Origin of the sequence: Mesorhizobium sp. M8A.F.Ca.ET.021.01.1.1, from assembly GCF_003998025.1 — a bacterium.
Taxonomy (GTDB): Bacteria; Pseudomonadota; Alphaproteobacteria; order Rhizobiales; family Rhizobiaceae; genus Mesorhizobium.
Genome location: NZ_RZSJ01000016.1, coordinates 1 through 25,264 on the forward strand (window position 1 = coordinate 1; position 25,264 = coordinate 25,264).

18 protein-coding genes and 4 pseudogenes are annotated in these 25,264 nt (G+C 58.2%); 4 read left to right on the top strand and 18 right to left on the bottom strand.

Annotated features, from left to right (window positions below; genetic code table 11):
• The first annotated feature begins 563 nt into the window (after positions 1–563).
• Positions 564–1,115 (top strand): prolyl oligopeptidase family serine peptidase, encoded by a 552-nt coding sequence (locus EOA36_RS03400; RefSeq protein ID WP_245460312.1) that lies wholly within the window; start codon positions 564–566, stop codon positions 1,113–1,115.
• A gap of 198 nt (positions 1,116–1,313) precedes the next feature.
• On the opposite strand, the pseudogene EOA36_RS03405 reads toward EOA36_RS03400, so the two are convergent.
• The 4 genes and pseudogenes from EOA36_RS03405 to EOA36_RS37995 form a co-directional block, all read right to left on the bottom strand.
• Positions 1,314–2,125, bottom strand: a pseudogene (locus tag EOA36_RS03405) (IS110 family transposase); the annotation flags it as partial.
• Positions 2,126–2,417: 292 nt separating this feature from the next.
• The gene (locus EOA36_RS03410) at positions 2,418–4,058 is read right to left on the bottom strand and encodes an acetolactate synthase large subunit (RefSeq protein ID WP_126097336.1); all 1,641 of its coding nucleotides are present in this window, start codon (positions 4,056–4,058) and stop codon (positions 2,418–2,420) included.
• 190 nt (positions 4,059–4,248) lie between these two features.
• Complete coding sequence (locus EOA36_RS38750) at positions 4,249–4,566, bottom strand: ATP-binding protein (RefSeq protein WP_281015805.1); 318 nt, start codon at positions 4,564–4,566, stop codon at positions 4,249–4,251.
• Positions 4,562–4,912, bottom strand: a pseudogene (locus EOA36_RS37995) (IS21 family transposase); the annotation flags it as partial. The pseudogene EOA36_RS37995 and the gene EOA36_RS38750, both read right to left, overlap by 5 nt.
• Positions 4,913–5,724: 812 nt before the next feature.
• Here EOA36_RS37995 and EOA36_RS03420 point away from each other — a divergent pair.
• Positions 5,725–7,002, top strand: coding sequence for a 4-aminobutyrate--2-oxoglutarate transaminase (locus tag EOA36_RS03420; protein ID WP_126097335.1), 1,278 nt, complete (start codon positions 5,725–5,727; stop codon positions 7,000–7,002).
• Positions 7,003–8,923: 1,921 nt separating this feature from the next.
• Here the strand turns inward: EOA36_RS03420 and EOA36_RS03430 are convergent.
• The 3 genes from EOA36_RS03430 to EOA36_RS03440 all read right to left on the bottom strand — a co-directional run bounded on the left by EOA36_RS03430 (position 8,924) and on the right by EOA36_RS03440 (position 12,783).
• Complete coding sequence (locus tag EOA36_RS03430; protein WP_126097334.1) at positions 8,924–9,763, bottom strand: hypothetical protein; 840 nt, start codon at positions 9,761–9,763, stop codon at positions 8,924–8,926.
• On the bottom strand, positions 9,756–11,012 hold the full coding sequence (gene ectB / locus EOA36_RS03435) for a diaminobutyrate--2-oxoglutarate transaminase (RefSeq protein WP_126097333.1): 1,257 nt from the start codon (positions 11,010–11,012) through the stop codon (positions 9,756–9,758). Before ectB ends, EOA36_RS03430 begins: the two co-directional genes overlap by 8 nt.
• Positions 11,013–12,066: 1,054 nt before the next feature.
• A complete protein-coding gene (locus tag EOA36_RS03440) occupies positions 12,067–12,783 on the bottom strand; it encodes an SPASM domain-containing protein (protein ID WP_224571099.1) in 717 nt (238 codons plus the stop codon).
• A 718-nt stretch (positions 12,784–13,501) separates the two neighbouring features.
• On the opposite strand from EOA36_RS03440, the pseudogene EOA36_RS03445 reads away from it, so the two are divergent.
• Positions 13,502–13,737: pseudogene (locus EOA36_RS03445) on the top strand (transposase); the annotation flags it as partial.
• A 16-nt stretch (positions 13,738–13,753) separates the two neighbouring features.
• Here EOA36_RS03445 and EOA36_RS03450 read toward each other — a convergent pair.
• A complete protein-coding gene (locus tag EOA36_RS03450) occupies positions 13,754–14,500 on the bottom strand; it encodes a LuxR family transcriptional regulator (RefSeq protein WP_126097332.1) in 747 nt (248 codons plus the stop codon).
• 637 nt (positions 14,501–15,137) lie between these two features.
• Between EOA36_RS03450 and EOA36_RS03455 the strand changes: the two genes are divergently transcribed.
• Positions 15,138–16,940 carry an ABC transporter ATP-binding protein gene (locus EOA36_RS03455; RefSeq protein WP_126097331.1) on the top strand — a complete coding sequence of 601 codons (1,803 nt, stop codon included), beginning with the start codon at positions 15,138–15,140 and terminating at the stop codon, positions 16,938–16,940.
• 576 nt (positions 16,941–17,516) lie between these two features.
• Here the strand turns inward: EOA36_RS03455 and EOA36_RS03460 are convergent.
• The 10 genes and pseudogenes from EOA36_RS03460 to EOA36_RS03505 form a co-directional block, all read right to left on the bottom strand.
• Positions 17,517–17,723, bottom strand: coding sequence for an exopolysaccharide production repressor protein (locus EOA36_RS03460; protein ID WP_126097330.1), 207 nt, complete (start codon positions 17,721–17,723; stop codon positions 17,517–17,519).
• A pseudogene (fdxB, locus tag EOA36_RS03465) lies at positions 17,720–18,036 on the bottom strand (ferredoxin III, nif-specific). The gene EOA36_RS03460 and the pseudogene fdxB overlap by 4 nt, the downstream one beginning before the upstream one ends.
• Positions 18,033–18,236: a CCE_0567 family metalloprotein gene (locus tag EOA36_RS03470; RefSeq protein WP_063169367.1), complete on the bottom strand. Its 204-nt coding sequence runs from the start codon at positions 18,234–18,236 to the stop codon at positions 18,033–18,035. Before EOA36_RS03470 ends, fdxB begins: the two are co-directional and overlap by 4 nt.
• Positions 18,237–18,282: 46 nt before the next feature.
• Entirely contained in the window at positions 18,283–18,726 is a 444-nt protein-coding gene (locus tag EOA36_RS03475) for a DUF269 domain-containing protein (protein WP_245464239.1), read from the bottom strand.
• 320 nt (positions 18,727–19,046) lie between these two features.
• The gene (locus EOA36_RS03480; RefSeq protein WP_063170388.1) at positions 19,047–20,192 is read right to left on the bottom strand and encodes a TlpA disulfide reductase family protein; all 1,146 of its coding nucleotides are present in this window, start codon (positions 20,190–20,192) and stop codon (positions 19,047–19,049) included.
• A gap of 272 nt (positions 20,193–20,464) precedes the next feature.
• A complete protein-coding gene (locus tag EOA36_RS03485; protein WP_024505270.1) occupies positions 20,465–20,842 on the bottom strand; it encodes a hypothetical protein in 378 nt (125 codons plus the stop codon).
• A 13-nt stretch (positions 20,843–20,855) separates the two neighbouring features.
• Entirely contained in the window at positions 20,856–22,154 is a 1,299-nt protein-coding gene (locus EOA36_RS03490; RefSeq protein ID WP_063169368.1) for a SidA/IucD/PvdA family monooxygenase, read from the bottom strand.
• A gap of 842 nt (positions 22,155–22,996) precedes the next feature.
• Positions 22,997–23,869, bottom strand: coding sequence for a universal stress protein (locus EOA36_RS03495; RefSeq protein WP_127230841.1), 873 nt, complete (start codon positions 23,867–23,869; stop codon positions 22,997–22,999).
• Positions 23,870–23,964: 95 nt separating this feature from the next.
• A complete protein-coding gene (locus EOA36_RS03500; RefSeq protein WP_165349962.1) occupies positions 23,965–24,780 on the bottom strand; it encodes a response regulator transcription factor in 816 nt (271 codons plus the stop codon).
• Positions 24,777–25,220: a NifX-associated nitrogen fixation protein gene (locus EOA36_RS03505; RefSeq protein ID WP_127275626.1), complete on the bottom strand. Its 444-nt coding sequence runs from the start codon at positions 25,218–25,220 to the stop codon at positions 24,777–24,779. The genes EOA36_RS03500 and EOA36_RS03505 overlap by 4 nt, the downstream gene beginning before the upstream one ends.
• Between the last annotated feature and the right edge of the window lie 44 nt (positions 25,221–25,264).

Below are 25,264 nucleotides of genomic sequence, written 5' to 3' on the forward strand. Positions count from 1 at the left end.
GGGGCATATTTGCGCCTCAATGTGTCGGGTTCCGCACGAAACGTGTCCCGTGGTGTAGATGATACGGGCGAGTGGCGAAGGCATCTTTCAGCCTGCGGTAGCTCGCGGCGGGCAGCGCCGTCGCGCCAAGCCCGATCGCTTTGACACGGCGCTCGAAGGAGAGGGACGCGCTGCGGCCGAACCCGGTTGTTGGAGGGCAAGGCGCTTCTCGCCCGTTCGGCATGCCCACCTTCCGCTTAAGTCTCTGCAACACGGCCCAGGCTCATGGGTTGCACGATGTTCGTTCCGAACACCGAAACTGGTTTACTGGGTTACCTCATTCGTGACGCCCGACACCGTCGTGGCTGAACGAGCCCTGGGCCAGTATTACTGAACGTGTACGGTTGTTACGGAATACCGAGATGGCCCTCGTTCGTCACTTGGCCCTCTCCATGACCAAGCGTTTGAGCCTGCTCGACTGCGGAATTGCTTTCGGCATTGTGCACGTACTGGGGGGCGAGTTCGGACGTCCATGGCACGAAGCGGCTACCCGCGATTGAAAACGTATTACCCAAACTGATCTGATCGCCGCTGCCGAGGGGCTCGTTGAGCAGGGATTCGCCAACCCGGACGGCATTGTCATCGAGGGAGCGAGCGCCGGCGGGGGCACCGTGCTTGCCGCGGCCCTCATGGGGCCAGATTTGTTCCGCGCCGTGCTTGCCGAGGTCCCGCTCGCCGACATTCTAGATGCTGAGATGGACTTCACAATGCCGTACGCGCTACAGGAAACGGCGGAGTACGGAGATCCCCACACCGCCCACGAATATCGCAACGTGCGCAGCTACGACCCGTATTACAACCTAAGCGCCGATCGGCCTCTTCCGCCGACTTACGTCGATGCCGCGGTGCACGATGGCCAGGCCCTCTATTACCAGCCCGCTTGCTATGTGGCGCAGCGTCGGTCATGTGCGCTCGACCGCGATCCTGAGCTTGTCTTCCGCATTTGGATGGTGGGCGGCCACAGCGGCGCTTCACACGGGGCTGGTGTAGCTGAGGAAGCTACATTTCGCATGGCATGGGTCCTCGACCAGCTCTTCAGCGATAAGTACGATCAGGAGAATCGATCAGGAGCATGAAGTGAGCAATCTAAACAGCGGCCTGAGGTGCTGCCACGCCCGACCATGTCCCTGCGCGCCCTTGTTTCACTCGTCATCTCACGAAGGATTCCCATCCACCCGAGGTGGAACCTCGTATCACGCCGACTGAATCGCTGGGGTCGTCAACAACAGCCTTGCCCAGGCTGGCTCCCTTAATCATCTAGTATGCGAGCAAGGGTCACCGCACAGGGAAACACGTCCGACGCGATTGTCCTCGCCTGATTGATGCAAGCGCGGCGTTAACCGAAGAGCCGGCCCTACGGCCTTCGATTTCTGAAGCGCGCAGGAATGACGACCGTAGCCTTGAAAGCCAGCGCAACGACAGGTCCGACACCAAGGACGGTCGTCAACCGCGCAAACCGTGTCACCCTTCACGATCGACAACAGCCTTTCATGCACTACCGTGAACTGCTCGCGAAGTTTCTGCCGGGCGGCGAGCAACACCTCCATGATGTCACGTAGCTCCGGGATGTCGCCGGAAAGGTCCTGGATGCGATCCCCAAATTTGGCAGCGCCGACAATGCCAACCTGAGACCGAAGTTACGCAACAGGCCTCGAATGTCATTCTCAATTGCGATGGCCTTTTCCTGCAGCAACTTGCGGGCTGTCAACAGGCGCCCGACGTTCCTGCTCATCAGCGTCTTGACGTGCATCGGCCGGAACACAATTAACCCGCATCATCTGCGCGATGCCGCGCGCATCGTTGCGGTCGCTCTTGTTGACCTGCGCCTTGAGAAAGGCCTTCGCATGACGGGTTACGATGCAGATTGCAGGTAGTCCGGCTCCCGCCAGACCACTGAACAACCATTTGATAAGGGACCAGCTTCAAGCCCGATCCGGGCCAGATTCCAGGCGGGGTTCTTCAACGCCTCAACAAGATCGTTCGGATGGCTCGCAAGCTTCATCTCTCGGCAAATGCGGCCTCCTTCATCCACGATGCAGACGGCCGTCTCTTTCACCGAGACGTCCAGTCCGGGATAATGCCTCATGCTGCGCTTCCTTTCCTGATGCTTGTGGCTGTTCACGCAGACCACGTTTTATCATCAGCGCGAAGCAGCACCTCAAACACCCGTTCAAGACGTGGGACAAAGCCGAATACCCCATCTAAACACCTAGTTGAGTGTCCTGAACCTGCCAAACCAGTCGTGAACCAGATCGAGACGTCTCCCTGATCCCGTCATGTGGCCGCCCAAGCGCCACGGCGAAGAGAAACAAGTGACCCGTGGACGTCCGAAAAAGTGCAGGAGCACCTTGGGGACAACGACCCAATCAAAAAGGATCTCAGATGTCTTTCTGACTGGATAATTCGTCGACTAGGACCCGCATGTTTTCCGAATAATCCACCGGCGTGCTGATAAGATGGATACCGCCCGCCGCAAATGCCGCTTCGAGCGTCGGCGCGAGATCGTTGGGGCCTTCGATTCGTCTGCCTTCGATGCCGTAGGCCTTGGCATAAGCGACAAAATCGGGATTGCCGAAGGTCATGCCGAAATCGCTGTAGCTATTTACAGCCTGTTTCCAGCGGATCATCCCATAAGCGTCGTCCTGTAGGATGAGCACGACCAGCCGATGTCCGAGGCGGATCGCCGTCTCCAGTTCCTGCGAGTTCATCATGAAGCCGCCGTCGCCGCATATAGCGAGAACGCGACGTTCCGGACAGAGCATCGCGGCAACGATTGCTGAAGGCAGCCCTGCGCCCATGGTGGCGAGCGCATTATCGAGGAGAAGCGTGTTGGCTACCCGGGTGCGGTAGTTGCGAGCGAACCAAATCTTGTACATTCCGTTGTCGAGGCAGACGATTCCGTCCTCAGGCATAACCTGACGCACGTCGTGCACGATTCGCTGCGGCGTTAGGGGGTACCGGCTTTCCTTCGCCCGGTCGGCGATCCTGGTCAGGATCCCCTCACGCAGCCCGAGTAGCGCACCGGCGTTGGGCAGCCTTCCCTCGAGGCGGTCGGCAAGCAATCTCAGGCTCGGTCCAATATCGCCCACCACCTCTGCACATGCGAAGAATACCTCGTCTACCGTCGCCGGTAGATAACCCACATGGAGGACGGCCGGCCCTTTCAGCCTCATCAGAAAAGGAGGTTTTTCGACGGTGTCATGGCCGATCGAGATGACGAGATCGGCGCGATCGATTGCCCGATGCACGTAATCCCGCTCCGATAAAGCGGCCGTGCCCACGTACAGTCGGGACCCGCCCGATACCGCGCCTTTACCCATTTGCGTGTTGAAGAACGGAATTTGCAGGCGCCTCACGAAGTCCGACAGCTCCGCAGTCAGGCGCGGTCTGTTTGCGGCTGCACCCAACATCACCAGCGGCCGCTCGGCCTTCAGGATGAGCTCTGCCGCACTATCCAACGCCTCCTTGGCCGCAACGGGCGGGTTGATCAAATGGGGCGGCACCATCGGTGGGACCACGGCCAGTTTCTCGGCTGCGATATCTTCCGGGAGTTCGAGATGGACCGGCCCTGGCCGCTCCTGTTGCGCTACCCGAAAGGCTTCACTCACGATGGTCGGAATTGTCGCTGGGTCGACAATCTGGCGCGCCATCTTGGTCAGCGGCGTCATGGTCGAGACCATGTCCACGATTTGGAATCGCGCCTGGGTCCGGCTGCGTATGCACTTCTGCCCGGTGATCATGATCATGGGCATCGCGCCGAGCAGGGCGTAGGCTGCGCCCGTCGTGAGATTCAGCGCGCCGGGACCGAGCGTAGCCAGACAGACACCGGGCTTTCCGGTAAGCCGCCCATGCGTAGCCGCCATGAACGATGCCGCCTGCTCGTGGCGCGTCACCACTAGTTTGATCGAGGAATGCCGTAGTGCTTCAACAACGTCGAGATTCTCTTCTCCGGGAACGCCGAAGATCTGCCGAACGTTCTCGTTTTCAAGTGCAGATACAAGCAATTCGGCGCCGTTCATTGGTGTCGTCCTCGGCTAACGTTTTAACCAGCCACTCTGAGCTGACCTTCCAAGCGGTTTGCGAATAGCGACTTGTGCCCACTCTGAACTGCTGCGCCGGTGGGGTGAACCGGGTCGAAGCAACACGGGGGCGGCACAACCAAACTTAACGCGCTCTTCAGTTTGGCCCCCTCTTCTGGTACATGAACATTCAGTACCCTTCGCCCAGCATTGAAGGAGGGACGTGCGATGAGCATGGGCGCCTCCTCATGTTTTGCACGGTCACCCTCTCATTGGTTTGCAGTTTTAATTGGTGTTGAGCGTCGTTCCGGCCTTCTGCAATAGGCCGGAACGACGCTTTGACGAAGCGGGTAGCTGTAACCGCGAAGGGAATCACTATGGAATAATCGAGCAAGCGATCAAGGATCGCGGTTGCCACCACAGGACCGCTAAACGCACCGCCCCATTCGACAACGCAGCGATTGGAGGTGATGAGGATTGACCCCCACTCATTCAAGTCAGGCGCCATGCACACGCTGATCGGCAATCCGCGCATCCACCGGTCCAGATGCGCCTCGAAGGCCGTCCAGCTCTCGAACTGGCGGCCGGCTATCGCATTGTGCTTGACGGAGCCGACCCGCATTCGCCCCTCCCTTTCGTACGCCCGGAGAGGCGCACAACCCGCAGCGTAGGGGCCAAATAGTGTGCAGCCGCATGTTGAACCCCACCTCCAGCGTCGCCGCATCTTGATGTTCGACCAGCGCCTTCGTACAGTCGGACCCGCCGAAGCGAGGGAAGGCTACTTGCATCCTCTCGAACCACTCCGTCTGGCGCTTCCGAAGCGAGGGACGGATATGCAGCCGACGCGAGCAACCCGGCGTTGTCATGGCGGAAGAAAGGCTCCCGCAGCAAATCGTCCAGCCGACGCTTCTTGCCGCAGGTTCAGAAGTCCGCCGCCGCTGCAAGAGAAATACCCGGCCGCCCGCCGGCTTGCCGGCTCGGGAGACCCGGTTTTCACGGCGGAGACCGCATATCGGTCGAGCGGTCATCATGGGGTGATTGTCTCCTCGGTCCGTGCCTCAGCGCGTTTCCGAATAGCTCCGCATATCTCGTGCCAAAGAGAAAATGATTTAAGAAAATGCGATCGCGCTGATGACGCTGAGTGGCTCATGTCCGACACAGTCGATAACCCGACAATATCAGAGCGTAGACGCTTGCTCCTGCGCGAGCTCGGAGTATATGCAGTGGAGCTGATGCGCCTCCTTATGTTCCATAAGCCGCTCTCGAACAGGATACCACTTGCTCGCTTCAGGAGAGGAGTGGAAGAGTGCTGCAGCAGGAGCACCGTGTTTGAGAAAGATCGGCCACTCATTTAGCGACCCCCCATTCCCCGCCACTGCATCAAAGTGCGCAGTCTTGAGCGTGAGGACGATTGAATCCGAAGTTGACAAGGTCGATGGCTCGCCGTTCACGAGCATCTTTCGCAGCAAGGGTGAGCGTGTCAGTCCTTTCGTTGCTAAGGTGGCCAATAGCTGACTAGCACCCAAGAGGAGACTCAGTTCGTCAGAATCTTGGGGGCCTCTTGATCCAGATCAGGACCGTCTCGCCGTCGAAAGCGTTATGATCCTCGGAATGATCGCATATCGGGGGCGTCTTTGTTTGCGCAATCACTTTTGAGGTTTTTTTTATGAATACTGATATTGCGGCTCGCAGGTCCGATGCGATCGCCCGCGGGGTCGGCGTGACTACACAGGTTTATGCCGACAAGGCGCTCAATGCCGAAATCTGGAACGTGGAGGGACGGCGTTATATCGATTTCGCCGCAGGCATAGCAGTAGTCAACACCGGCCATCGTCATCCAAAGGTCGTTGCAGCGGTGAAAGACCAACTCGACCGCTTCACGCATACTTGCCATCAGGTCGTGCCTTATGAGAACTACGTCCGGCTCGCTGAACGGTTGAATGACGCCGTGCCTGGCAACTTCAAAAAGAAAACGCTCTTCGTCACAACCGGCGCTGAAGCCGTCGAGAACGCCGTCAAGATCGCCCGCGCCTCTACAAACCGCAGCGCGATCATCGCCTTCACCGGCGCCTTCCACGGCCGCACCTTCATGGGTATGACGTTGACCGGGAAGGTCCAGCCCTACAAGGCCGGTTTCGGGCCGATGGTGCCCGACGTCTTCCACGTCCCATTCCCCATAGAGTTCCATGGCACCACGATCAACGAATCGCTCTCCGTGCTCGACAAGCTTTTCAAGGCTGATGTTGATCCCGACCGCGTCGCTGCGTTTATCGTAGAGCCAGTGCAGGGCGAAGGCGGCTTTTATGAAGTGCCGTGTGCATTCATGGATCAGCTGCGCGCAATCGCTGACAAACACGGCATCCTGTTGATCGCAGACGAAGTACAGACCGGGTTTGCCCGAACCGGTAAGCTCTTCGCCATGGAGCACTTCGGTGTCTTTCCGGACATCACCACCATGGCCAAGGGTCTCGGCGGCGGATTTCCTATAGCAGCTGTCACCGGTCGGGCCGAGATTATGGATGCACCGGGACCGGGCGGCCTAGGTGGCACTTATGGTGGCAGCCCGATCGGCATCGCCGCGGGAAATGCTGTCCTCGACGTGATCGAAGAAGAGGGTTTGTGCCACCGCGCCGAACAACTCGGCGTACGCCTGAAACGGCGGCTGCAATCGCTGAAGGATGTCGTTCCGCAGATCGCCGACATCCGTGGTATGGGTCTCATGAATGCGATCGAGTTCACGGTCCCCGGCTCAAGAAAACCTAGTGTAGAATTCACGAATAGTGTCCGCGAGAAGGCGCTCGAGAGGGGCCTCATCCTCCTGATCTGCGGCGTTTATGGAAACGTCATCCGCTTCCTCCCCCCGATCACTATCGAGGACTCAGTATTTGCCGAAGCACTCGACATCCTCGAAGAAACATTGCGCGCATGTGCTCAGGAGGTCTGACCGCGCGAAAGTTCTGATACGAGTTCTTCCAGGCTTAGGCAGCCCTCAATGCTGCCGACAAGGCGATGATAGCGGGCGAGTGGTACGCAGTGCGTTAACGGAAGAACATTTGAACGTCACCAACCACCGACCGGGGATCTAGCGCCGGGGGACAAGAAGCGACGTGGGAACTGCTCGCGCCATCGAAGCCGCCCGTCCGGCGCAAAAGGTTTGGACCAAGAAAATAGGATGGCGCAAGTCGCAAATAGCCATTTGATTCCGTTCGAACTGGCCAACCTGCGTCGGCATCTTGCCGACTTAACCCGCAGTCTACAACTTCGCCGCAGGTGACGTTGCCCCTGACTGCGAGCCCGTCCAGCGAATTCGTTTCCGGCGCGATACGTTGCTGAGTTTTTTGAGCGGGCGGCGCCTGCTGTGGTGGCAATGAACCTTGCGCTGGATCACAATGGATCGTCAGGAAGCTACAGGCGCTGTGGCACAAATGTGCGCCTGATCCCGGCACAGTTTGCGAAGCCCGCGTTCAGTCGAACAAAAGCGACATCATCGAGGCCGAGGCCATCGCCGAAGCCGCACGCGGCCGACAATGCGGTCTGCCCCGAGGAGCAAACTGATCTCAACGCTTCGTATCGCGTGCGCGACCAGATGGTCCTCACGCGAACGCGTCTTATCAACCAGATGCGAGCATTCTGCTTGGAGTACGGCATAGCACTGGGACAGGGAGCGGGTCTGTTCAAGCTGGACCTATCGCAGGTGCTCGACGACGTGTCGAATTATCTCTCGCCGGCAATGCGCAGACGGACCTTTCCGCGGACCTGCGGCGGTTGGAGCAGCGTATCAGCGAGGTGACAGAGGGAGACCCTGCGATCGCAGATCGAGAGGATGTTGCCCGCCGGCTCATGACGATTCCGGGAATTGGCACTCGGAGCCACGGCCGGCGGCCGGCGGCAGCGGGCGCCAGTTCCAGAAGGCTCGCTAATTGCCCGCATGGCTGGCCTTAACCCGCGGGAACACTCGACCGGGGCAAGCCGAAGCTCCTCGGTATGATCAAGCAACGGGAACCGCTATGTTCGCAAACTTCTCGTTCATGGCGCGCGATCGTGCTTCCGTCATCTGGATCGAACACCGGGATCGGCTGAATGCTGGCTTGATGGTCTTCAGAGCCGGATGCACCCGAACAAGGCCGTTGTTGCCTTTGCCGCCAAGACGGTGCGTATCGTCAGAACGCAGGGACCCTGCTTTCACCTAACGCTTGCGGTTGATTGCAAGGCTCGGGAATAGTCATGGACCCAGCCGGAGCCGTGGATCAGCATGCCATAAGCCCTGTGAAAAAAACGGGCTCGTGCCCGAACCATTTCTGGGAACGGCGTGCGCGGCTGCAACAGCAGTCCACTCGCGAGAGGATACATTTATGCGACTGGAATCGTCGTCGACGATGTCACGAACCCTTGCATCAGCGGGGCAGACCATACATCCTTTCCCATAAGATCCTTCAATGAGGCATGGTCGAACATGGCGAAGCCGCTTCAGCCGCGCATCCTGCGGAGCTCGAGCATCCATCCACCGAAGCGGGCCTTTCAGTTGTAAATCGAGGCGTCGCTGACCACGTGCTTGGCGGCGCACAGATCGGCAACCGACACCCGGCCTTATGTTCCTTCAAAACTCTGATGATGTGCTCTTCAGACAAGCGGCTGCGCTCCTTGCCCTGATCCTCCCGGATGGCCAGAGCGAATTTCAACCCGGATTAGATCAGAGGGGCAAGGTCACAGGCCCAAGACCCTCAAAGGCCCCACGACCTGCGAGTTCATCTGCAAGGAATGAGTTTCCCGGCCGGATGTCCGAAGGGCCTTTGACTAGGGGCATCCTATGAAGCAGTTGATGACTTCACTGTCGGCAAAAACAGTGGGCCGCTGTCGGCAGCCCCTCAGGTCCACCAGAGAACAAGATCAGGCCGCGCAAATCCGAAAAAGCAATTCAGCAGCACGCGACGCTTTCCGTTGCCCGGTTGACCGGTAACCCCGTGAACGAAGCCGCCATCGATCAGGGCGATATCGCCGGCCTTGAGCTGGATCTCGCGGCAAGGAACGGCTTCAAGATAGGCTGCCGAATAGGGATATCCTGTTGTCTCCACATCCTGCGACTTTCGGTCGGCGACGTTCGGCTTATGGCTCCAGAGGCGAAGATTGCCACCTTCCTCGGGCATACTGGGATAAAAGTTGAGCGCTGCGACGGTATTGTGCGCCACCGCAGAAAGCTCGTAATCGTTACCAGCCCATAGGACTTGAGCGACATCGTCGTGGGGGGCCAAAGAAAACATGCCTGTGCCAGTCCAACTGAGGGCGCGACAGACATTGGCCTTGCCGCGTTCCGAACGGGCGAGCCGCAATTCGATACCCTGGCTGTGAAGCTCGCGCTTCAACGCGCCGAATACGGCTCGGACTGGGTCAACCAAATTCCCAAAAAGGGCGTTGACGTAAGGTCGCGCAGCTTCCGCATCTGCAAAATAAGTGGCTGCATCCTTCCTGTAGTGTGATGCGCCGACATATTGTCCGGGCACCCCATCGTTACGCTCCTTGAGACCGGCACTACCAACAAAGTTCGTGGTGATCTTCTCGGCTACTTCGGTGCTGAAAGCTTGCTTGATGTGCAGAGCGGTGAGCTCACCTTTCAGGACCGAGATGATCTCCGCAGTGTTGATCGAGCCAATCCGTTCTCTGATCGAAACCGGGGAGATGGCTGGCACTTGAGATATCTGACTAGGCATTGTCCTGCTCCTGTAGTGCGTGGTCAAGGATGGTGATGCCACGATCGAGTTCGGCATCGGTGATGGTTATCGGCGGGAGGACTTTGATAACGTCGCGATTTGGCCCCGAGGATTCGATAAGAAGGCCATTTTCGAATGCGACATCGTGCACGCGGCCGACAAGTGCCGGTGAACGGCATTTCAAGCCGGCCATCAGACCGCGGCCGCGCTTCTGTTCGATGTATCTTGGAAATTTCGCAACCAAGCGATCGAGGTGCGTTTGCAGCCTGAGGGCTGTCCGCTCGACACCTGCAGTAAATTTCCTATCCGACCACATCTTGCACATGGCTCCTGCCGTCACGAAGGCGAAATTGTTGCCTCTGAAGGTCCCGCTATGCTCTCCGGGCTTCCATATGTCCAAGTCGGGTCGAATCAGAACGATGGACAACGGACTACCTGAACCGCTTAGCGACTTAGAAAGACACACAATATCCGGTTCGATTTTCGCGGACTCGAATGAGAAGAAATCGCCAGTTCGGCCCGCACCCGCCTGAATGTCGTCGACGATAAAAACAATGCCGTGCGTGCGGCAAATTCGCTGAATTTCCGTGAGCCAAGCCGTGGATGCGGCGTTCATGCCGCCTTCTGCCTGGATGATCTCCAGAATGATTGCGGCAGGCTTTTCTATGCCGCTCCCCGGGTCACTCAAAATGCAGTCGATGTAGCTGACGGAATCGAATGCTTGGCTCGGATAACCGTCATAGGGAACACGGATCACATCGTGGCGAGCAACGCCTCCCTGTTCCCTGGTTGAGGCCGAACCCGACACCGCCAGAGAGCCGAGCGACATCCCGTGAAACGCATTCGTAAAGGCCATGACGCTCGAGCGGCCGGTGCATTTTCGCGCCAGCGCGAGCGCCGCTTCGTTGGCGTTCGTGCCGGTCGGCCCAGGAAACTGAATCTTGTACGAAAGGCCTCTGGGTTTCAGGATCCAATCGACGAACCCTTCAATGAAGTCACGCTTTGCCGCCGTATGCATATCAAGCGACAGAAGAATGTTCTCACCGACGAGATATTCAATCGCTGGCGCCATAATATCCGGATTGTTGTGCCCGTAATTGAGTGCGCCGGAACCCACCAGGAAATCGATAAAGGGCTTACCCGTCTCGTCCCAGATCGTCGCCCCAAGGGCCTTCGTAAAGACGGTGGGGAACGCCCGGCAATAACGACGAACGTTAGATTCATGAGCCGTGAAAGCGTCGCCGTTCATATTAAGTCCTCTGCACATAGTCGTTCAAAGAAGAGAGCTGTTTAATGGCTAGTGGTTTGCGGCAGATGTTCGCCGTTTAACATTGAAGCAGAATACCGAAGCTTTCGTTGGTCTGGTGATGCCGGGATCCTCATCGAATATTGTTGGGTTGCGTTGCCCTCCATTCGGATGCCTTCAGAGAATGTGCTCCAACAAGATGGCTTCTATAGCTTCCGCGAAAGCACCGATACTATGGCATCAGGTAGTTGACGTACCCACCCATCGCTACCCATAGCGCCTCCGGACAATGAATGAGTCCAAGGACGATTAGCAGGGTCGCGTCGCCAGAGGTTGTGTAGCTCGGCGGTAGCGAAGCCGCTCGCGAGCGCGCCCCCTCAATAGCGCCGTAGCGAGCGAGCGGCTTCGCGGCGGTCATCAATATTCGCCGTTCAACCTCGGGCTGCGGACACCAACCTGATTCAAGAAACTATTTGATGACCGATGACACAGCGAAAGCCACGCTCTCTTTGAGAAGAATGCGGATTCCGATCTCTTGCGCGATGACTGGCCCGAGCCGCCGGATCAAGAGGGCGGGGCCGCCGTGGACCCCCTTGACGGAAAGCCCGTTCGTAGGCCAGGCGGAAGCAACCGGGAGACGCGCTGGCGAAGGGCCGCATCGGTTTCGAGAACGTCCACTACCGCGACGGCAACCATCCCCGGCCGCAGCTGGGCTGCTGCCTTCAGGCGAGTCGAAAAGGAGATCGTCCGGGAGGGTGAAGGCGTTGACGAGGTGAGCCGTGAGTAAGCAATCAAGCTCTGATCGGGATCGACTAACACTGTTTCCATCCGACCGATGGTTGACCTGTGATCGGCGTTACCTCAAGCTAGGCAGGCCGACAAGCTCGGTTGGAAGGCGAAGACCTTTCGATGAGCTCGTCTCCGAAATGCTCGAGACCCACTGCCGCGCCTACAGGAACATACTGGCGTAACGTGAAAACACGATGGCGTCGCGGGCAGGTGCATCTGTCGTGGGGCCATCCGCACTGCCAGGCACGCCCTCTCGGCCGGCATGCACTCAGGTCCGGTCGTTTGGGTCGGCGAATTCACACATCCTGCAAAGCAGAAAACCATCTGCTCCATTCATGCGGTCGACGATTTCGCGAAAAACTGGCTTTTCAAACAGAGCGGAGTAACCCTCATATAGAAGGTTGCCCAATACGTGACGCCGTTCAAAATCCATAGAGCACAGGGTAACGTCGCCGTTTGGAAGAAGAACATTCCGATACTGTCGTGCGTCCACGCAGGTTAGGGCTCCGACCACTGGCTGACGTGGTGCAACGATCTTAGGGTCGACGCTTCCACCCCTACTGCTCACCGGCCGCGCTTTTATCAGGGCTTCGGTAGGAATAATGTCGGCTATATCTGGGTGGGGCTCGCCCAAGGCCACGAATCGGATCAAGGGGATGTCCGCGTCGACGAGTTGACGAACCAGATCGCGATACTTGTCTCCGACCAGGCGGCTGTTCATGTAGGTGCCGTCATCGAAAACATGGACCACGAATACGCCCAAGCGCAAGGCTTGCAATCGTTGCAGGTCCTGCCCGTTCATTCCCACCAGCGTCGTAAAAATCCTGATGCCATGGCCTTTGGCGAAGGCGTGCTCCACCATTTCGGTACAGTCCGGATTGAGCCAAGGTTCGGAGTATCCCGCAAAACCAATGTCGACGGAAGTCGGTACGCGGGCCAGACACCGCTTGAAATCTTCAAGATCCAGATGACTCGCATGAGACACTTTTCTTTGCCGGACCGCGAACTTGTCCTGGGGACAATATGAACATCCTACGACGCATCCCGTGGTCGTCGTTATCTCCAAAACCCTGCCGGCTGTGTTTGCTGAGCGAAGTTCCGGTAAAATCACTGGTGATTACTCCCATCTACTTCCTGCGAAGCGCCACGATGGTGTGCGTGTGCCTTTGGCTTTCTGATACCGCCTGCTGATCTACCGAGGCAACGCAGACATCTACCCTTTTTGGCAGCCTAAGCCGCCCGGTTCACCGACTTGCCGGGCCGACCTTCACAAACTTCCAGCGCGTCGGACCAGAGACAGCATTGCATCTTTCGAGGCATCACTCGCTCCGGAGATGTAGCCTCAACCGTTGGTCGCTGGCCCGTCGCCGAGATGCGCGCGCAGCACCCTCGAACCCGCCGGAGAGAAGCTTTCTGGATGCCGTCGATCATCCTTCATCGAGCGAGTTCCGTGTTCTCATGCGGGTCAGCCCTCACACTATATTGCCGCACATCGACCAGCAAAGGCCGAGCTAGTGCGCCTGGCGCGCAGTTACTGCGAGATAGGCTTCGAAAAGCCCGACAGAGCTAAGACGCTCCGCTGTATTGAACCCGACATGTTTTCTGACAGCTGTCAGATTTTGGACACACATCACTCATCGTCAGTCGCTTAATACGGATGGTAGTTTCTTCCAGGAATCGGTGACATTGAACACCACCCTGTCATGACCGCCCAATCTCAGCGAAGCGAACTCAGCATCGCCACCAGGACCAAGCCTGAAGATAAATCCGCCATAGCAGCGTCAACGACATTTTGCTTTCGAAGCCGGATGGATTGCACGAGGTGATTCGCGCCGTGATGCAGGAGGTGCTCGAGGCCGAGATGGACGAGGCGCTGGGTGCTTCGAAGAGCGAGCGCACGCCGGAGCGTCTCGGCTATCACGCGCGCTACTACGGGCGGAGAACTAGCTGCGCACCTACGGCGGTTCGATAATCCCAAGGTTCAAAGCTTTTACAACAGCTACCGTTCTGCTGGTCGCATCCAACTTCCGCATTACATTTTTTAAATGGAAATCTATCGTATTTCGTGATCTGCCTAAAATAGTTCCTATTTCCCAAGATGATTTTCCTTGTGACACCAAATCAATGCACTCTATTTCTCTCGGAGACAGGTTATGAGCTCGTTCCGACGCAGTCGTAGTGTCGAACTTCGTAACCATCCGATGAAACCGCAGCGCGGCCATTTGCAGGTAGGTGATCGCTCTATTCTGCAATTCGCAGTCCGAGGATTGAGCAAAACTCACAAACCTAAAGCTGCCACCAGGGCCATGTAATGGGACGGTAACGCCTGACCTCAAGCCGAATGTTGCTGCTTCGTCCAAGACGCGGCGTCCATCTTCAGTTATGTTTTCATCAGTATACACCTCGCTCCATCGAAAGGGTCCCGCCTCCTTTCGACCTTTCTTGATGAGGGGGTCTATTTTGGCATAGCCCATTCTCGAGTAGCGCTCCTGCCATTCAGCGGGATAATTCCACATCACCACAGAACCCTCTCGGTTCGGCTTGAAAGCCCTCTCTGATGCGAGCGGCCCATAGGCAATCCACGGGCAATCGAAATTCAGCGCAAACGCAGACAACAGTTCGAACAACTGTTCGGATTGAGCGACATCATCAGTCATCTTGAGGAATAGGTCTAACTCCACCGCAATCCGCCGGAGTTCCATGATGTCTCCTTCATTGCGTTCTCATTGGTGCACAGTTTGCTCCAACCCAGCCTCGCAACATCCGAAGTCAACGGGACTCGAGCCGGAGTTCCTTCCGCCACCTGGAGTACCCTCAAGAGTCGTGCCAGCTTGCGAGCGAAGCTTCTCCTTCAGGTCGTCAATCGACGGGGGAGGTACCCAGGAGGCGAACCGACAGCACTGTGTCGGGGAGCGCACAATCCGACAGTCGAGCATTCGATTGACGGAATATGGGCAGGAAAGTATTCGCGGCGCGCTTTTGAAATCAGCACCTAAGTGCCGGGCCTGAGAAAGCTGCATTGCAACTGTACTTATTTGATCGAGGCAAGAACAAGCTCAAAATTCAATCGATACATCGACCTTCTTTTCCAATCTCCCGAGTTGAGCAGCCGTAGCAATCGTATTCGACTGGATGGCGGCTGACTTTCTCCAGGCTCGGTAACCTGCTGAATTTGTCCTTCGGATGTTCCCGCTCAGTTGGCACGACTTTTGAACTCACCGTCGTGAGGCGGCAAGAGCTGCCCGCCAAAATTGATGCTGTTATGGGGGAGGTCGAAATTCCAGTTTTGTCTTTTATCGTCTTTGGGACCGAGCGTGTTGATGCGCCCGCTTGGAAACTATGAGACGTTTCCCCGTCCATGGGCGCGGCGCCACTTGTCGCGACGTTTTCGCCTTCACTGTTCGCCTCTGGAACAGGCAGCCGGCCCGGCTCGCGATCATCATGACCGCGATGCTCGCCTCCACGCTGGCTGACGTGTTGATGCCGCTCTATTCTGGCCGACTCATCGACGCTGTTTCTCGTGCTGCTAATGCGGCAGCACCAGCTTCGGATTCAGCTGTTGCAGCATTCTCTGTACCGATTGCATTGGCACTCGGTTCCATTGCCATGCGCCACGTCGCCTTAATTGGCCTGAACGACCTGGTGTTGAAAATGATTTCCGATGTCGCGACCGAAGCGTTCCATCATGTGCAGCGTTTTTCGACAGACTGGCATGCAAACAGCTTCGCCGGCTCGACAGTGCGCAAGATAACGCGCGGCATGTGGGCGCTCGACCTCCTCAACAGCACGATACTCGTCACGCTGCTCCCGTCGTTTGTCATCTTGATCGGCTCGACGGTGCTGCTCGGCTGGCACTGGCCGGTCATGGGCGTGATCTTTGCTTGCGGCTCTCTCGTCTACCTTGCGTTTTCGATTTCGCTGTCGCTCGGCTATGTCGCGCCAGCGGCGAGCCTTGCCAACCGATGGGACACAAGGCTCAGCGGCGCGCTTGCGGACGCGGTCAGTTGCAACGCTGTGGTCAAGGGCTTCGGCGCAGAGGTTCGCGAAGACGAGCGGCTTGCAAATATCATGACGAAATGGCGGCACCGCGCGCGCCGGAGCTGGGTGCGCGGAACGATCATCGGCTCAACCCAAGGCGTAACTTTGGTTGCGCTCAGGGTGGCGGTGGTCGGATATGCCCTGCTTCTGTGGTCGCATGGACAGGCAACGCCGGGCGAGATAGCATATGTTCTCACGTCCTTCATCGTCCTGCAGGGCTATCTGCGTGATGCCGGCATGCATGTCCGCAACGTGCAGCACTCGGTTAATGATATGGAAGAACTGGTGGCCATCCACAATCAGAAGGTGGATGTTGCCGATCGTCCAGAGGCCAAGCCGATCCGGATCACGAACGGCCGTATCGATTTCGAGAACGTCCACTTCCGCTACGCCAACCATCCCCTGCCGCTCTATAGCGAATGTTCGCTGTCGATTGAAGCTGGCGAAAGGGTTGGGTTGGTTGGACCCTCCGGTTCCGGCAAGACAACATTCGTGAAGCTGATCCAGAGACTCTACGACCTGAGCGGCGGCCGGATCCTGATAGACGGTCAGGACGTCTCCGAGGTGACCCAAGAGTCCCTTCGTTCGCAGATCGCGATCGTGCAGCAGGAGCCGATCCTGTTTCACAGGTCGCTTGCCGAGAACATCGCCTATGGCCGGCCTGGCGCGAGCCAGGCCGAGATCGAGCAAGCGGCACGGCTGGCAAGTGCCCACGAATTCATCGCGCCCCTGCCGAAGGGCTATGGGACATTGGTCGGCGAAAGGGGTTTGAAGCTCTCCGGCGGCGAGCGCCAGCGCGTGGCGATCGCGCGCGCCTTCCTCGCGAACGCGCCGATCCTGATTCTGGACGAGGCCACATCGAGCCTCGATTCGGAATCCGAGGTGCTCATTCAACAAGCGGTGGATCGGTTGATGGTGGGTCGAACCACACTCGTCATCGCACACCGGCTGTCGACCGTCCGCTCGCTCGATCGGCTGCTCGTCTTCGACCGTGGCCGCATCATGGAGGACGGCGATCATGCCGCCCTGATCAATCTCGATGGTGGCATTTACCGCCGCCTCTTCGAACGGCAGGCGTTGGAACTCGCGAAGGGCCTGGCCTGATCGCTAAACCGGCTTGCGCGATGCGCCGAGCCGTTGCCGGAGAGGGGTGTGGCAGTGACGAGCGGCGGGCGTTAGGCCGGCAAAACAAGCACGGCCGGAACTGTCCGCCAAACGGGCGAGCGGGAATGCACCACGTCTAAGCTTCGGCGAATGCGCGCAGTTACACGCGGGCACCGAATTGTCGCGCCTAACGGCGCACGCACCAAAAGGGCGGGAATGTCGACGGCCCGGGAAGAGTGCGGCCCTCGCCGTTACCCACATTTCGCCAAAGGAAGCGAAGTCAGCACAGGCCGGCTGGGAGCCCTGTCGCTGGCCCAACCTACCGCACGCCGGCCACGTCAACGCTTCAAAGTCCCTTCGGTTCGCACAGTCGTCCCCTTGGAGACCCGGAAGCGCAGGAGCTCCGACCGCAGTCTTCGCTCAACTCTCGCCATCTGCTCCGGGATTGGATTCCGTTCCCTTGCTAGCACTGTGGCAGCTGAGCACGAACTCGCCGGCCTCGTGTCTTTCGATTACGGCCAACGGGCTTAGGAAGAGATTGGATTCGCCGGCCCTCTGCGGAGCGAATGAACAGTTCTACAGATCATCGACGTCCGCGAAAAAGAGCACGCAGCCGAAGTAGTCGGCCTGAAGCAGCAGCGAACAGGCCAGCGTCGTGACGACTGCCACACGGAGCGAATCCAAAGCGAAGTAAACCATCGACGCATTGCTGCACAGGACCAGCCCCACGAGCCGACAAAAAGATGAAGTGCAACGCCGTTCTCCTGGTTTTCGCCAGATCATGTTGCGAGCTCGTCGGCCGCAACATGCGTCTGGCAGTTCTTGGGGCAGACGCGGCCGCAGGCTCCGCAGCCGATGCAGCGGCCGGCATCATCGACAACCATGATCATGCGATTGAGCTTGCCGTCGAAATCGTCGTCCTCGTCATCGCAGGGGCCGAGGATTTCACCCGCATCATCAACGCCGTGAAGATGCATGACATCGCGCGAGCAGACCTTGAAACAACGGCAGCAGCCGATGCAGATTTGCTATCGATGGAGGTCAGGTACGGCGGCATCCAAATGGAGCCGTCACGGGTGGTGAATGTGCGCATCATCCTAAATTCTTCATTGAAGCGAGTTCTCTCTTGGCAACATCCAACTCGGCATAAACGGCTTGGGTTTTCTCGGCGACTTCCTGTATGTCGGCCCACTTGCCCGGCAGACCCTCGACAAGGTCCTGCAATGCCATCTTGGCAATAGCTGCACGCAACTGGAGCTTTCGGACTTTCTTCCTCATCTTATCTAGGTCTGACATAGATCCTTCCTGGAACAATGGTTTTGTTGATGCGCTCCATCTCGGGCTAGGCTTCAATGGCTGCAGTCGCATCGTCGACCAGTTTCGTACCGGCCTCAGCAAGTTTGCGGAAAGTCTCGAAGCCGAACCGGTGGACGTCTCGACAGAACGCCCAACCGCTGGAAGCCCCCACGGGTTTCATTTCTATTGTCGGCGACGTCGACACGCCGGAGCGCTCCTCGATCGCAAGCGCTACGGCGGTGTAAAACATGTCGAGCCTCCACAGCGCGTCAGGATCGGGATCGCCGCCAAAGGGTACCGCACGTTGCTGTTGCTTGGTGATGATGAACTCGGCCAGCAGCTCGGCATCCGAATGGCCTTCCCATAAGCCGAAGGAATCCTGAGTACGAATGAGCCGCAGGAGGCATTTGACGAACGGGGAAGCAAGGGCCTCGCCGTCCCCGTGGACAGCAGGGCCAACCGGTTCATGAGGAATTTCGCTTTTCCCCAATTTCAGTACTCCTCTTGAAGGACGATCTCTTTTTCTGCGATGTGTGGTTCGGGCGCTTGCGTGGGCGGGGAATGGCTTGGGCGAGCCGATCCCACGCAACAGTGTCCCGTGGCCGACCTCGAGCACGTCCACCAATGCGAGACCTTTCACCGCGGCGCGAACGCCTGCGCCGCGGTTCGACCCGAGGTAAACGCAATGGAAATTCCACCTGCCGCAAGCCGCGCACTTTTGCGGCATCGACGTTATTGCTGCGAAGTGCGCCTGGGCGGGCGGATTTGCCGGTGTTCAATTCCAATTGTCATGCCCTTCGCGATCCTTGCTCAGGAAGTGACAGCGTTTTGAGTTTCGGAAGTCTTGTTTTGCGGAGCCACACAGAGACCCGCGTGACAGGCAGGCTCACCCGTGTAGTTGGCCAGGGCTTGGAGCAACGAGGTGAGGTAGCGCTGTTTGGTTTGGTCCGGCACTGGCTCCGAATGGTCCAGCGATTTGATTGCCACCTCGATCAACTCGATCGCCCGGTCCTTGTTGCCGCTCTCGTAATAATACTGAGCGACCGGAAAGTAACACCCGAATTTAAAGTCTCCATCGCCTTGCGGAGGATTAAGTTCCAGGATCTGTTCGGAGAGCTCCTTGCCCATCGCAAAGCGATCATCATGCGGAAGATGGGAGTTGTCGATCGTGGGATGGAAGAGTTGGTTCAGCGCCATCACCACCCAAGACATCGCTTCGAACTTTTTGTTGATCGCGTCCTCGACCAATTCGCGCATAAGCGGCAAGCCGGTTTTGATGTCGCGCAGCTTGTGAAGCAGAATATCCGCATGAACCCGCCGAAAATCAAAAGAGTCTGGCATCACGGCGAGGCCTTCTTCGATGGCCAATAGTGCCGCTGCCCAATCCTCGTCCTGCATCGCCGGCCCAAGTTTGGCGTATATCGGCTGACTCAGCGACGATTCGCGCACACGCGAGATTCGCTTTGCATCGACGGCTTTCGCTTCATAGCTGCTGCGCCAGCTGCCGTTAAGGACTTTCGGCAAAACGTCATCGAGAGGTGCCGGGTGGCCGATATAAGCGATGTGGCCGTCGCGGTCGACCACGAACGAGGTGGGAATCCCGAACGAAGAGCTGGGTTCCAGCCAGAGCTTTTTCATTTCGCCAGTGCAATCGAACGCTGTCCGATAATTCAGATTCGGGAACTTCTCGGTCAGCCAGGCATCCACGTTGGTCCGCGCTTCGTCCGCGGTTGCAGCCTTTTCGCAAGCTGCGACTCCGATAATCTCAAATCCGCTGTCTTTATATTTCTCCTGCAGTTCGATCAAATGGGGCATGGCGTGGACACATGGTCGGCACCAAGTCGCCCAAAATTCAACGAGGTAGACCTTGCCGGGCCGAAGGCTCGTGAGGGGCTCGCCACGCAGCCAGTTCTCCACTTTCAGCGCAGGAGCCGGGGACCCCATACGCAGTTCCATCTTGGTGTCCAAAGTCATTCCACACCTTTCGTCTCTTTTGTCGCGGAATATTTTCCAGTCAAAATCGGACACGGTCTCGAGGGCATTGCTCCCTCTCGCTTGCTTCAGCGGAGCTCTCACCGTGTTGCCGCACATCAAGCACGGCAAAGGGCATGCCAACCCTTCTTAGCTTCGGCAAGCGCCGGTACCGCCTTGAATAAGCGAGCCCTAACACGGCCAGCTGACGTTAACCTGAATGTCGGCTTTCGACGGCTCACCTTAGCGGCTGCCGTTTAGGAAGGTGAGAGTTTGGCTGGCCCGCTGGCGATAAGACCGGCTTCGGCGTCCTGGAGTAGTCGCACTTCGGCGATGGGGTCGAAAGTGCGGGAGAGGCTCGGTACCCTTGCAGCCACCGCCGCATGTGGCCCGGCGTCATAATTCGCGTCGCGGTTGCCAACGGCGGCGTTGGGCTCGATCCACGTGGCGTTGAGCCCGACAGCACGTAAAGCTGCATCGTGATTGAATGCCCTTTGCTGTTTCACGCCAAGCAGGAGTCGCGCGACGCTACCTTGCTCAAGCGCGAGCAGAGCGATCTGACGCCGTAGGAATATTGCTCGTCCCGCTTTTGCCGCCAGAGGCGGAAATCTTTCCTGAATGCCACCGCCGATCATCAATATCGACGAATCATATCCCGCTGCCCATTTGTTCGACTCCGAGGTCGGGCCAGCACTCCGTCAAGGGACGGTTGATGAACCCTAGATGCTCGGGATTGGCGCATGGCGCGCGCCGCAGAAGGCTGTCAAGGATGCGGCGCGCTCGCCAGGCCAGCAGCCCAAAGTTCGGATCAGCCAGCCCGCGCTGTCCAAGGCAGGCGTTCTGAACGAAAAGGCGTCGGTCTCGCGGTCCGTCCCAGTACACCGAAAAATCCTCGCCGATGGCGAGCTCATTGCCGATCTGTTCGAGGCGATCTGCGATCGGTTCTAGGAAACCCGGCAGCGGTTTCTCGTACCCGGTGGCCAGGATGACGATATCGGCGGTTACTTCTCCGATGTTGTCCAAGCCGCGTTGCAGCGTGAGCCTGTGCCCTGCTCCGGCATTGATGCAGCGCGACACGTTGCAACTTGGCCGCAATGTGATCTCGCATTGGTGTGGCTCGAGAAAGGCGTGGTGGTAGAGCGCCTGATAGACCGCGCGCAACTTGCTTTCTGAAATGCCCTCGGAGGCAAGCGCGAAACGCCGCAGGAACAGCTGTCGATGCACCTCGCTCATCGCAGCAAAACGATCCGAGAAGCATGGCGTGAACAGCCCGTTTGTGAACGCGTGGTCGTCGAAAGGCATCTCGCGCGTCAAAACCCATGTGATCGCCGCGGGCCGCCGTTCTTTCGGCCGGCCGACAAGGTGCAGTAGCAGCTCGGCTCCCGACTGTCCGCCGCCAACAACGCAGACATGCTTTTTTTGCACCTCAGGATTGATGTGGGCCAACTCAGATGAGTGGAACAGGTTGGGTCCAGTCCAGCCATGAAACTGAGGCGGAATTTGCGCCTGCTTGCCTATGTCGATGACGAGGTTTCTTGCATCAAGGACCGCGTTGTCCGTCCGCACGCGAAACTCGCCGTCAAAGCGGATTTCGCGAACGGCCTCGCCGCCACGGACAAGCGGATTCTTCTGGAACGCCCAGTTGAGATATTGGGCGAACTCGGCTCTAAGCACCCCGTGAAATTGCGCATTGAGGAAATTGTAAAGACGCCCGTTCTCGTGGAGGTAGTTTACGAATGTGTAGGCTGATCGCGGATTGACCAGAGTAACCAGATCCTGGAAGTGGCCGACCTGGAGCTCCGCGCAATCGAAAGCGCTGCCTGGATGTCCTCGGAAATCGACCTCCCGGTCCAGGAACAGTGCCCCTTGCGCAATCTCTTCCTGTATCTGACACGCAAGGCTCAAATTAGATGGTCCAGCACCCACACCAATACAAAAGAGGTCCACTTATCCTTACTCCTCTAGGAGTGTTTTCCAACTCAGCGGCATGTTGACGTCGATCGCCGGGCATTGAGCAATGCGAACCTCACAGGCATGCTTGAGCCGCGGTCCCGACTGAGAGGACAGCAAAAGCGTGTGCCGCCTTCCAGGTCTTGGGCTCAATGTCGGCGGCATCGACAGCGGCGCGGCGTGATCCGAACCCAAGAGCAGAAGGAAAGTGTGTGATGCTGTCGCGCGGCTCTTCCGGATCTTACGGCGGCTTCTAGCGCCGGCCTCCACCCCAGGAGTGGCTGTTTCCCTGCCACGACGGAAGCGGCTCTTTCTTTCGAGGGGCGTAACCATGGATAACGGCTCTTAATGCTTTCGGAGACTCCCATGCATGCGGCGTGCCGGATAAAGATCTGTCAAACCAACGAGTTCGCGCAGTTCCAGCTCGTCTGGAATCCGACATTGTCGCACGCCCGACGATCGGGCAGGGGAAGCTCCGCGGCAGCGGCCCTTGCACACCGCAGGCTGACAGGGACAGCCGCCGATTTGACGCGCGTCCGGGTACTGATAAGGGGCCTTCCAACAGGGTTCGCGCACGAGGCGGGGTCTCCTGGTACACCCGCCCTGTGGCTTGGCTGCGGTCTGCTGCAGCCGTTCGTCTTTACTGCCCGTTGCGGACGATCTCGCACGAGTTGGTTCACGAGAGCGTCGTGAAGCAGTCGAGGCGTCCGGTTTGGCTCTGACAAGCGTCGCAAGATGTTCGCGGATCCAGCCATGTCTCCGCAATCCGACCGGTAACCGACGACGACTTCGGACTGGTTGGCGGTCCTACGACCTGATCGGTGTTCCTACGGAGCTGATCAGCGAGCCAAAAACAGCGGCAATGTGGTCTTCCCAAAGCTCCAGCTCGGCGGACCGCCGAAAATCCGCTCACGCAGCCCACGGCTGCCATAAGCACCCATGACCATCATGTCAGCACAGATGTCGTTCGCGTGCTGGGTCAGCACTGTGCCCGCCGATTTGCCGGCGCTCTTAAGCAGGTCAACGGAGACCCGAGCACCGTGCCGAGTAAGATAGGCAGCGATGTCAGCTCCGGACTGCGCGCCTTTCCCGTTGTTTTGCGCCTTTGGATCGACCATAGCGACACAGACTTCCCTGGCAGCGGATAGGATACTAAGAGCTTCCCGAACCGCACGCGAGGCCTCTACACGCGAATCCCAGCCGACCAGCACGCGTCGAGGCGACAGCGTCGCCTTAACGCCCTTCGGCACGATGAGCACCGGCTTTCCGCTATCGAACAAGCAGCCGTTGACAACAGGAGGTCCGAGAGTCTCATCGTTGAGGAGGTCTCCTCCAACGATCGTCAGGTCAGCGCAGAGCGCCCGTTGTCGTGCCACTTCACCGAGGCTAGCCGGATCGCAATAGTCGGTGTCAACGTCACAGGAAAGCGACATAGCTTTCAGCCTTTTGAGGATATCCGCGGACCGTCTTTCCATTCTGGTCACGTCCTGTGAAAATTTCTCGATTTGCTGAAATCGATAGTTCGGTACTGCAATTGCCTGTGCACGTCCTGTATTCCATTCGGGGGGCGGAGACGACATCAAGAGCAATGGAGGCGGTATAATGAGTACCGATAGGTGCGCGCCGACCTCGGCACACAGTCCGGCAGCTGTTGTGAGGTCCTCATCAGAATGATCAGCACCCGTCACACTGAATATGCTTTTAAATTCCATTTGCCTGCTTCTCCTGGTCTTCGTTAGGAGCGCCTCAAAGCGGCAACACCGCTCTCAGGAGGAAGAGAGAGCGGCACCACATTCGACCACCGATTTCAGTCGTCCGGCTTCTCGAGCGAGTAGCCGACCGACCTGACGGTGCGAATGACGCTGCCGGGCAAGGCCGTTTTCAGCGCCCTCCTGATTCGGCTGATATGGACATCGACGGTGCGTGCACCGACATGAATGTTGGGCAGCCAGGCCGCCCCGATAAGCTCGTCCCGGCTGAAGACCTTGCCGGGGGCCTCAATCATAAGCCGCAGCACGTTGAAATCGATCCGTCCGAGATGGATGTCGTGGCCATTACCGCGAACCCGATGGGCATCGAGCTTCATCTCCAGGCCTCCACAACAAATCCAACTGTCGTTTTCAACCCCGTTCGGACCACGCTTGGTCAGCCCGAGCCTCGCCCGCAGGCAGTCGAGCAGCTTGGCCGGAGCCACCGGCCGCACAAAGCTCTCAACGCCTGCCTTCAAGAGATCGAGGTGCTGGTGCTCGGCGCCAGGCGCGATCAGGGCGATGATAGGCAGGTCGGTGGTGCGCGGTTCCCGCTTGAGGTGGGCGCAAATTGCGGACCCGTTTATGCTGGCTGGGTCGCAATCCAGCACTACGGCCTGAAGCTCCCGTTGTTCGGCCAAGGCCAGCGCAGCCTTCGCGCCGTCTGCCGTCTCACTGCTGAAACCGTCAACCTCCAGTATGTGGCTGTAGAGCAGATAGAACTCGGCATCTTGCGAGCAGATCAGGACCAGCGGCTTCTTCATCGGCGATACCCCAACAACCTGGTCGGCCTCGAGTCCCTGGATCGAGGGGACTGGCCAACATAGTTTCTCGGGTCCGTCATGATGGCCTTTCTCGAAAATCGCGCCCATCATGCCAGCGCCACGTGGGGAAAGGTTTCGATGACTGAAATCGCATCGTCGACCAGCTTCGTACCGGCCGTGGCGAGCTTCAGGAGCGTCTCGAAGCCAAACCGGTGGACATCGCGCAGCGTTTTGGACAAAACGACCAGCCGTCCGGTCGTGAAAAGCACCCGACCAAAACCCTCATGGCTCACCTGGATCATCGGCGATGCCATAAGGCCGCAGCGCTCCTCGATCGCAAGCCCGATGGCGGCGTAGTACTTGTCGAGCCTCCACAGCACGTCGGGATCGGGATCTCCGATGATTGGGATCCCTCGGCGCTGTTCCTTGGTAATGATGAAGTCGCCCAGCAGCTCAGCGTCCGCTTTGCTGTCTACGACGTGACGCGCGAGGAATGGAATCTCGTAGAAGCCGTGGCCTTCGATGACGTGTCCGATGAAAGCGGGGAGCATCGGGGCGAAAACCTCATTACTGACCAGCGAGAGGCGGCGAACAG

What these genes read in the sequence shown, in the direction of transcription:
- EOA36_RS03410 (WP_126097336.1), bottom strand. Translation starts at nt 4,058, where the DNA reads ATGAACGGCGCCGAATTGCTTGTATCTGCACTTGAAAACGAGAACGTT.
- EOA36_RS38750 (WP_281015805.1), bottom strand. Translation starts at nt 4,566, where the DNA reads ATGGCGCCTGACTTGAATGAGTGGGGGTCAATCCTCATCACCTCCAAT.
- EOA36_RS03420 (WP_126097335.1), top strand. Translation starts at nt 5,725, where the DNA reads ATGAATACTGATATTGCGGCTCGCAGGTCCGATGCGATCGCCCGCGGG.
- EOA36_RS03430 (WP_126097334.1), bottom strand. Translation starts at nt 9,763, where the DNA reads ATGCCTAGTCAGATATCTCAAGTGCCAGCCATCTCCCCGGTTTCGATC.
- ectB (WP_126097333.1), bottom strand. Translation starts at nt 11,012, where the DNA reads ATGAACGGCGACGCTTTCACGGCTCATGAATCTAACGTTCGTCGTTAT.
- EOA36_RS03450 (WP_126097332.1), bottom strand. Translation starts at nt 14,500, where the DNA reads ATGGAACTCCGGCGGATTGCGGTGGAGTTAGACCTATTCCTCAAGATG.
- EOA36_RS03455 (WP_126097331.1), top strand. Translation starts at nt 15,138, where the DNA reads ATGAGACGTTTCCCCGTCCATGGGCGCGGCGCCACTTGTCGCGACGTT.
- EOA36_RS03460 (WP_126097330.1), bottom strand. Translation starts at nt 17,723, where the DNA reads ATGATCTGGCGAAAACCAGGAGAACGGCGTTGCACTTCATCTTTTTGT.
- EOA36_RS03470 (WP_063169367.1), bottom strand. Translation starts at nt 18,236, where the DNA reads ATGTCAGACCTAGATAAGATGAGGAAGAAAGTCCGAAAGCTCCAGTTG.
- EOA36_RS03480 (WP_063170388.1), bottom strand. Translation starts at nt 20,192, where the DNA reads ATGGAACTGCGTATGGGGTCCCCGGCTCCTGCGCTGAAAGTGGAGAAC.
- EOA36_RS03485 (WP_024505270.1), bottom strand. Translation starts at nt 20,842, where the DNA reads ATGATCGGCGGTGGCATTCAGGAAAGATTTCCGCCTCTGGCGGCAAAA.
- EOA36_RS03495 (WP_127230841.1), bottom strand. Translation starts at nt 23,869, where the DNA reads ATGGAATTTAAAAGCATATTCAGTGTGACGGGTGCTGATCATTCTGAT.
- EOA36_RS03500 (WP_165349962.1), bottom strand. Translation starts at nt 24,780, where the DNA reads ATGATGGGCGCGATTTTCGAGAAAGGCCATCATGACGGACCCGAGAAA.
- EOA36_RS03505 (WP_127275626.1), bottom strand. Translation starts at nt 25,220, where the DNA reads ATGCTCCCCGCTTTCATCGGACACGTCATCGAAGGCCACGGCTTCTAC.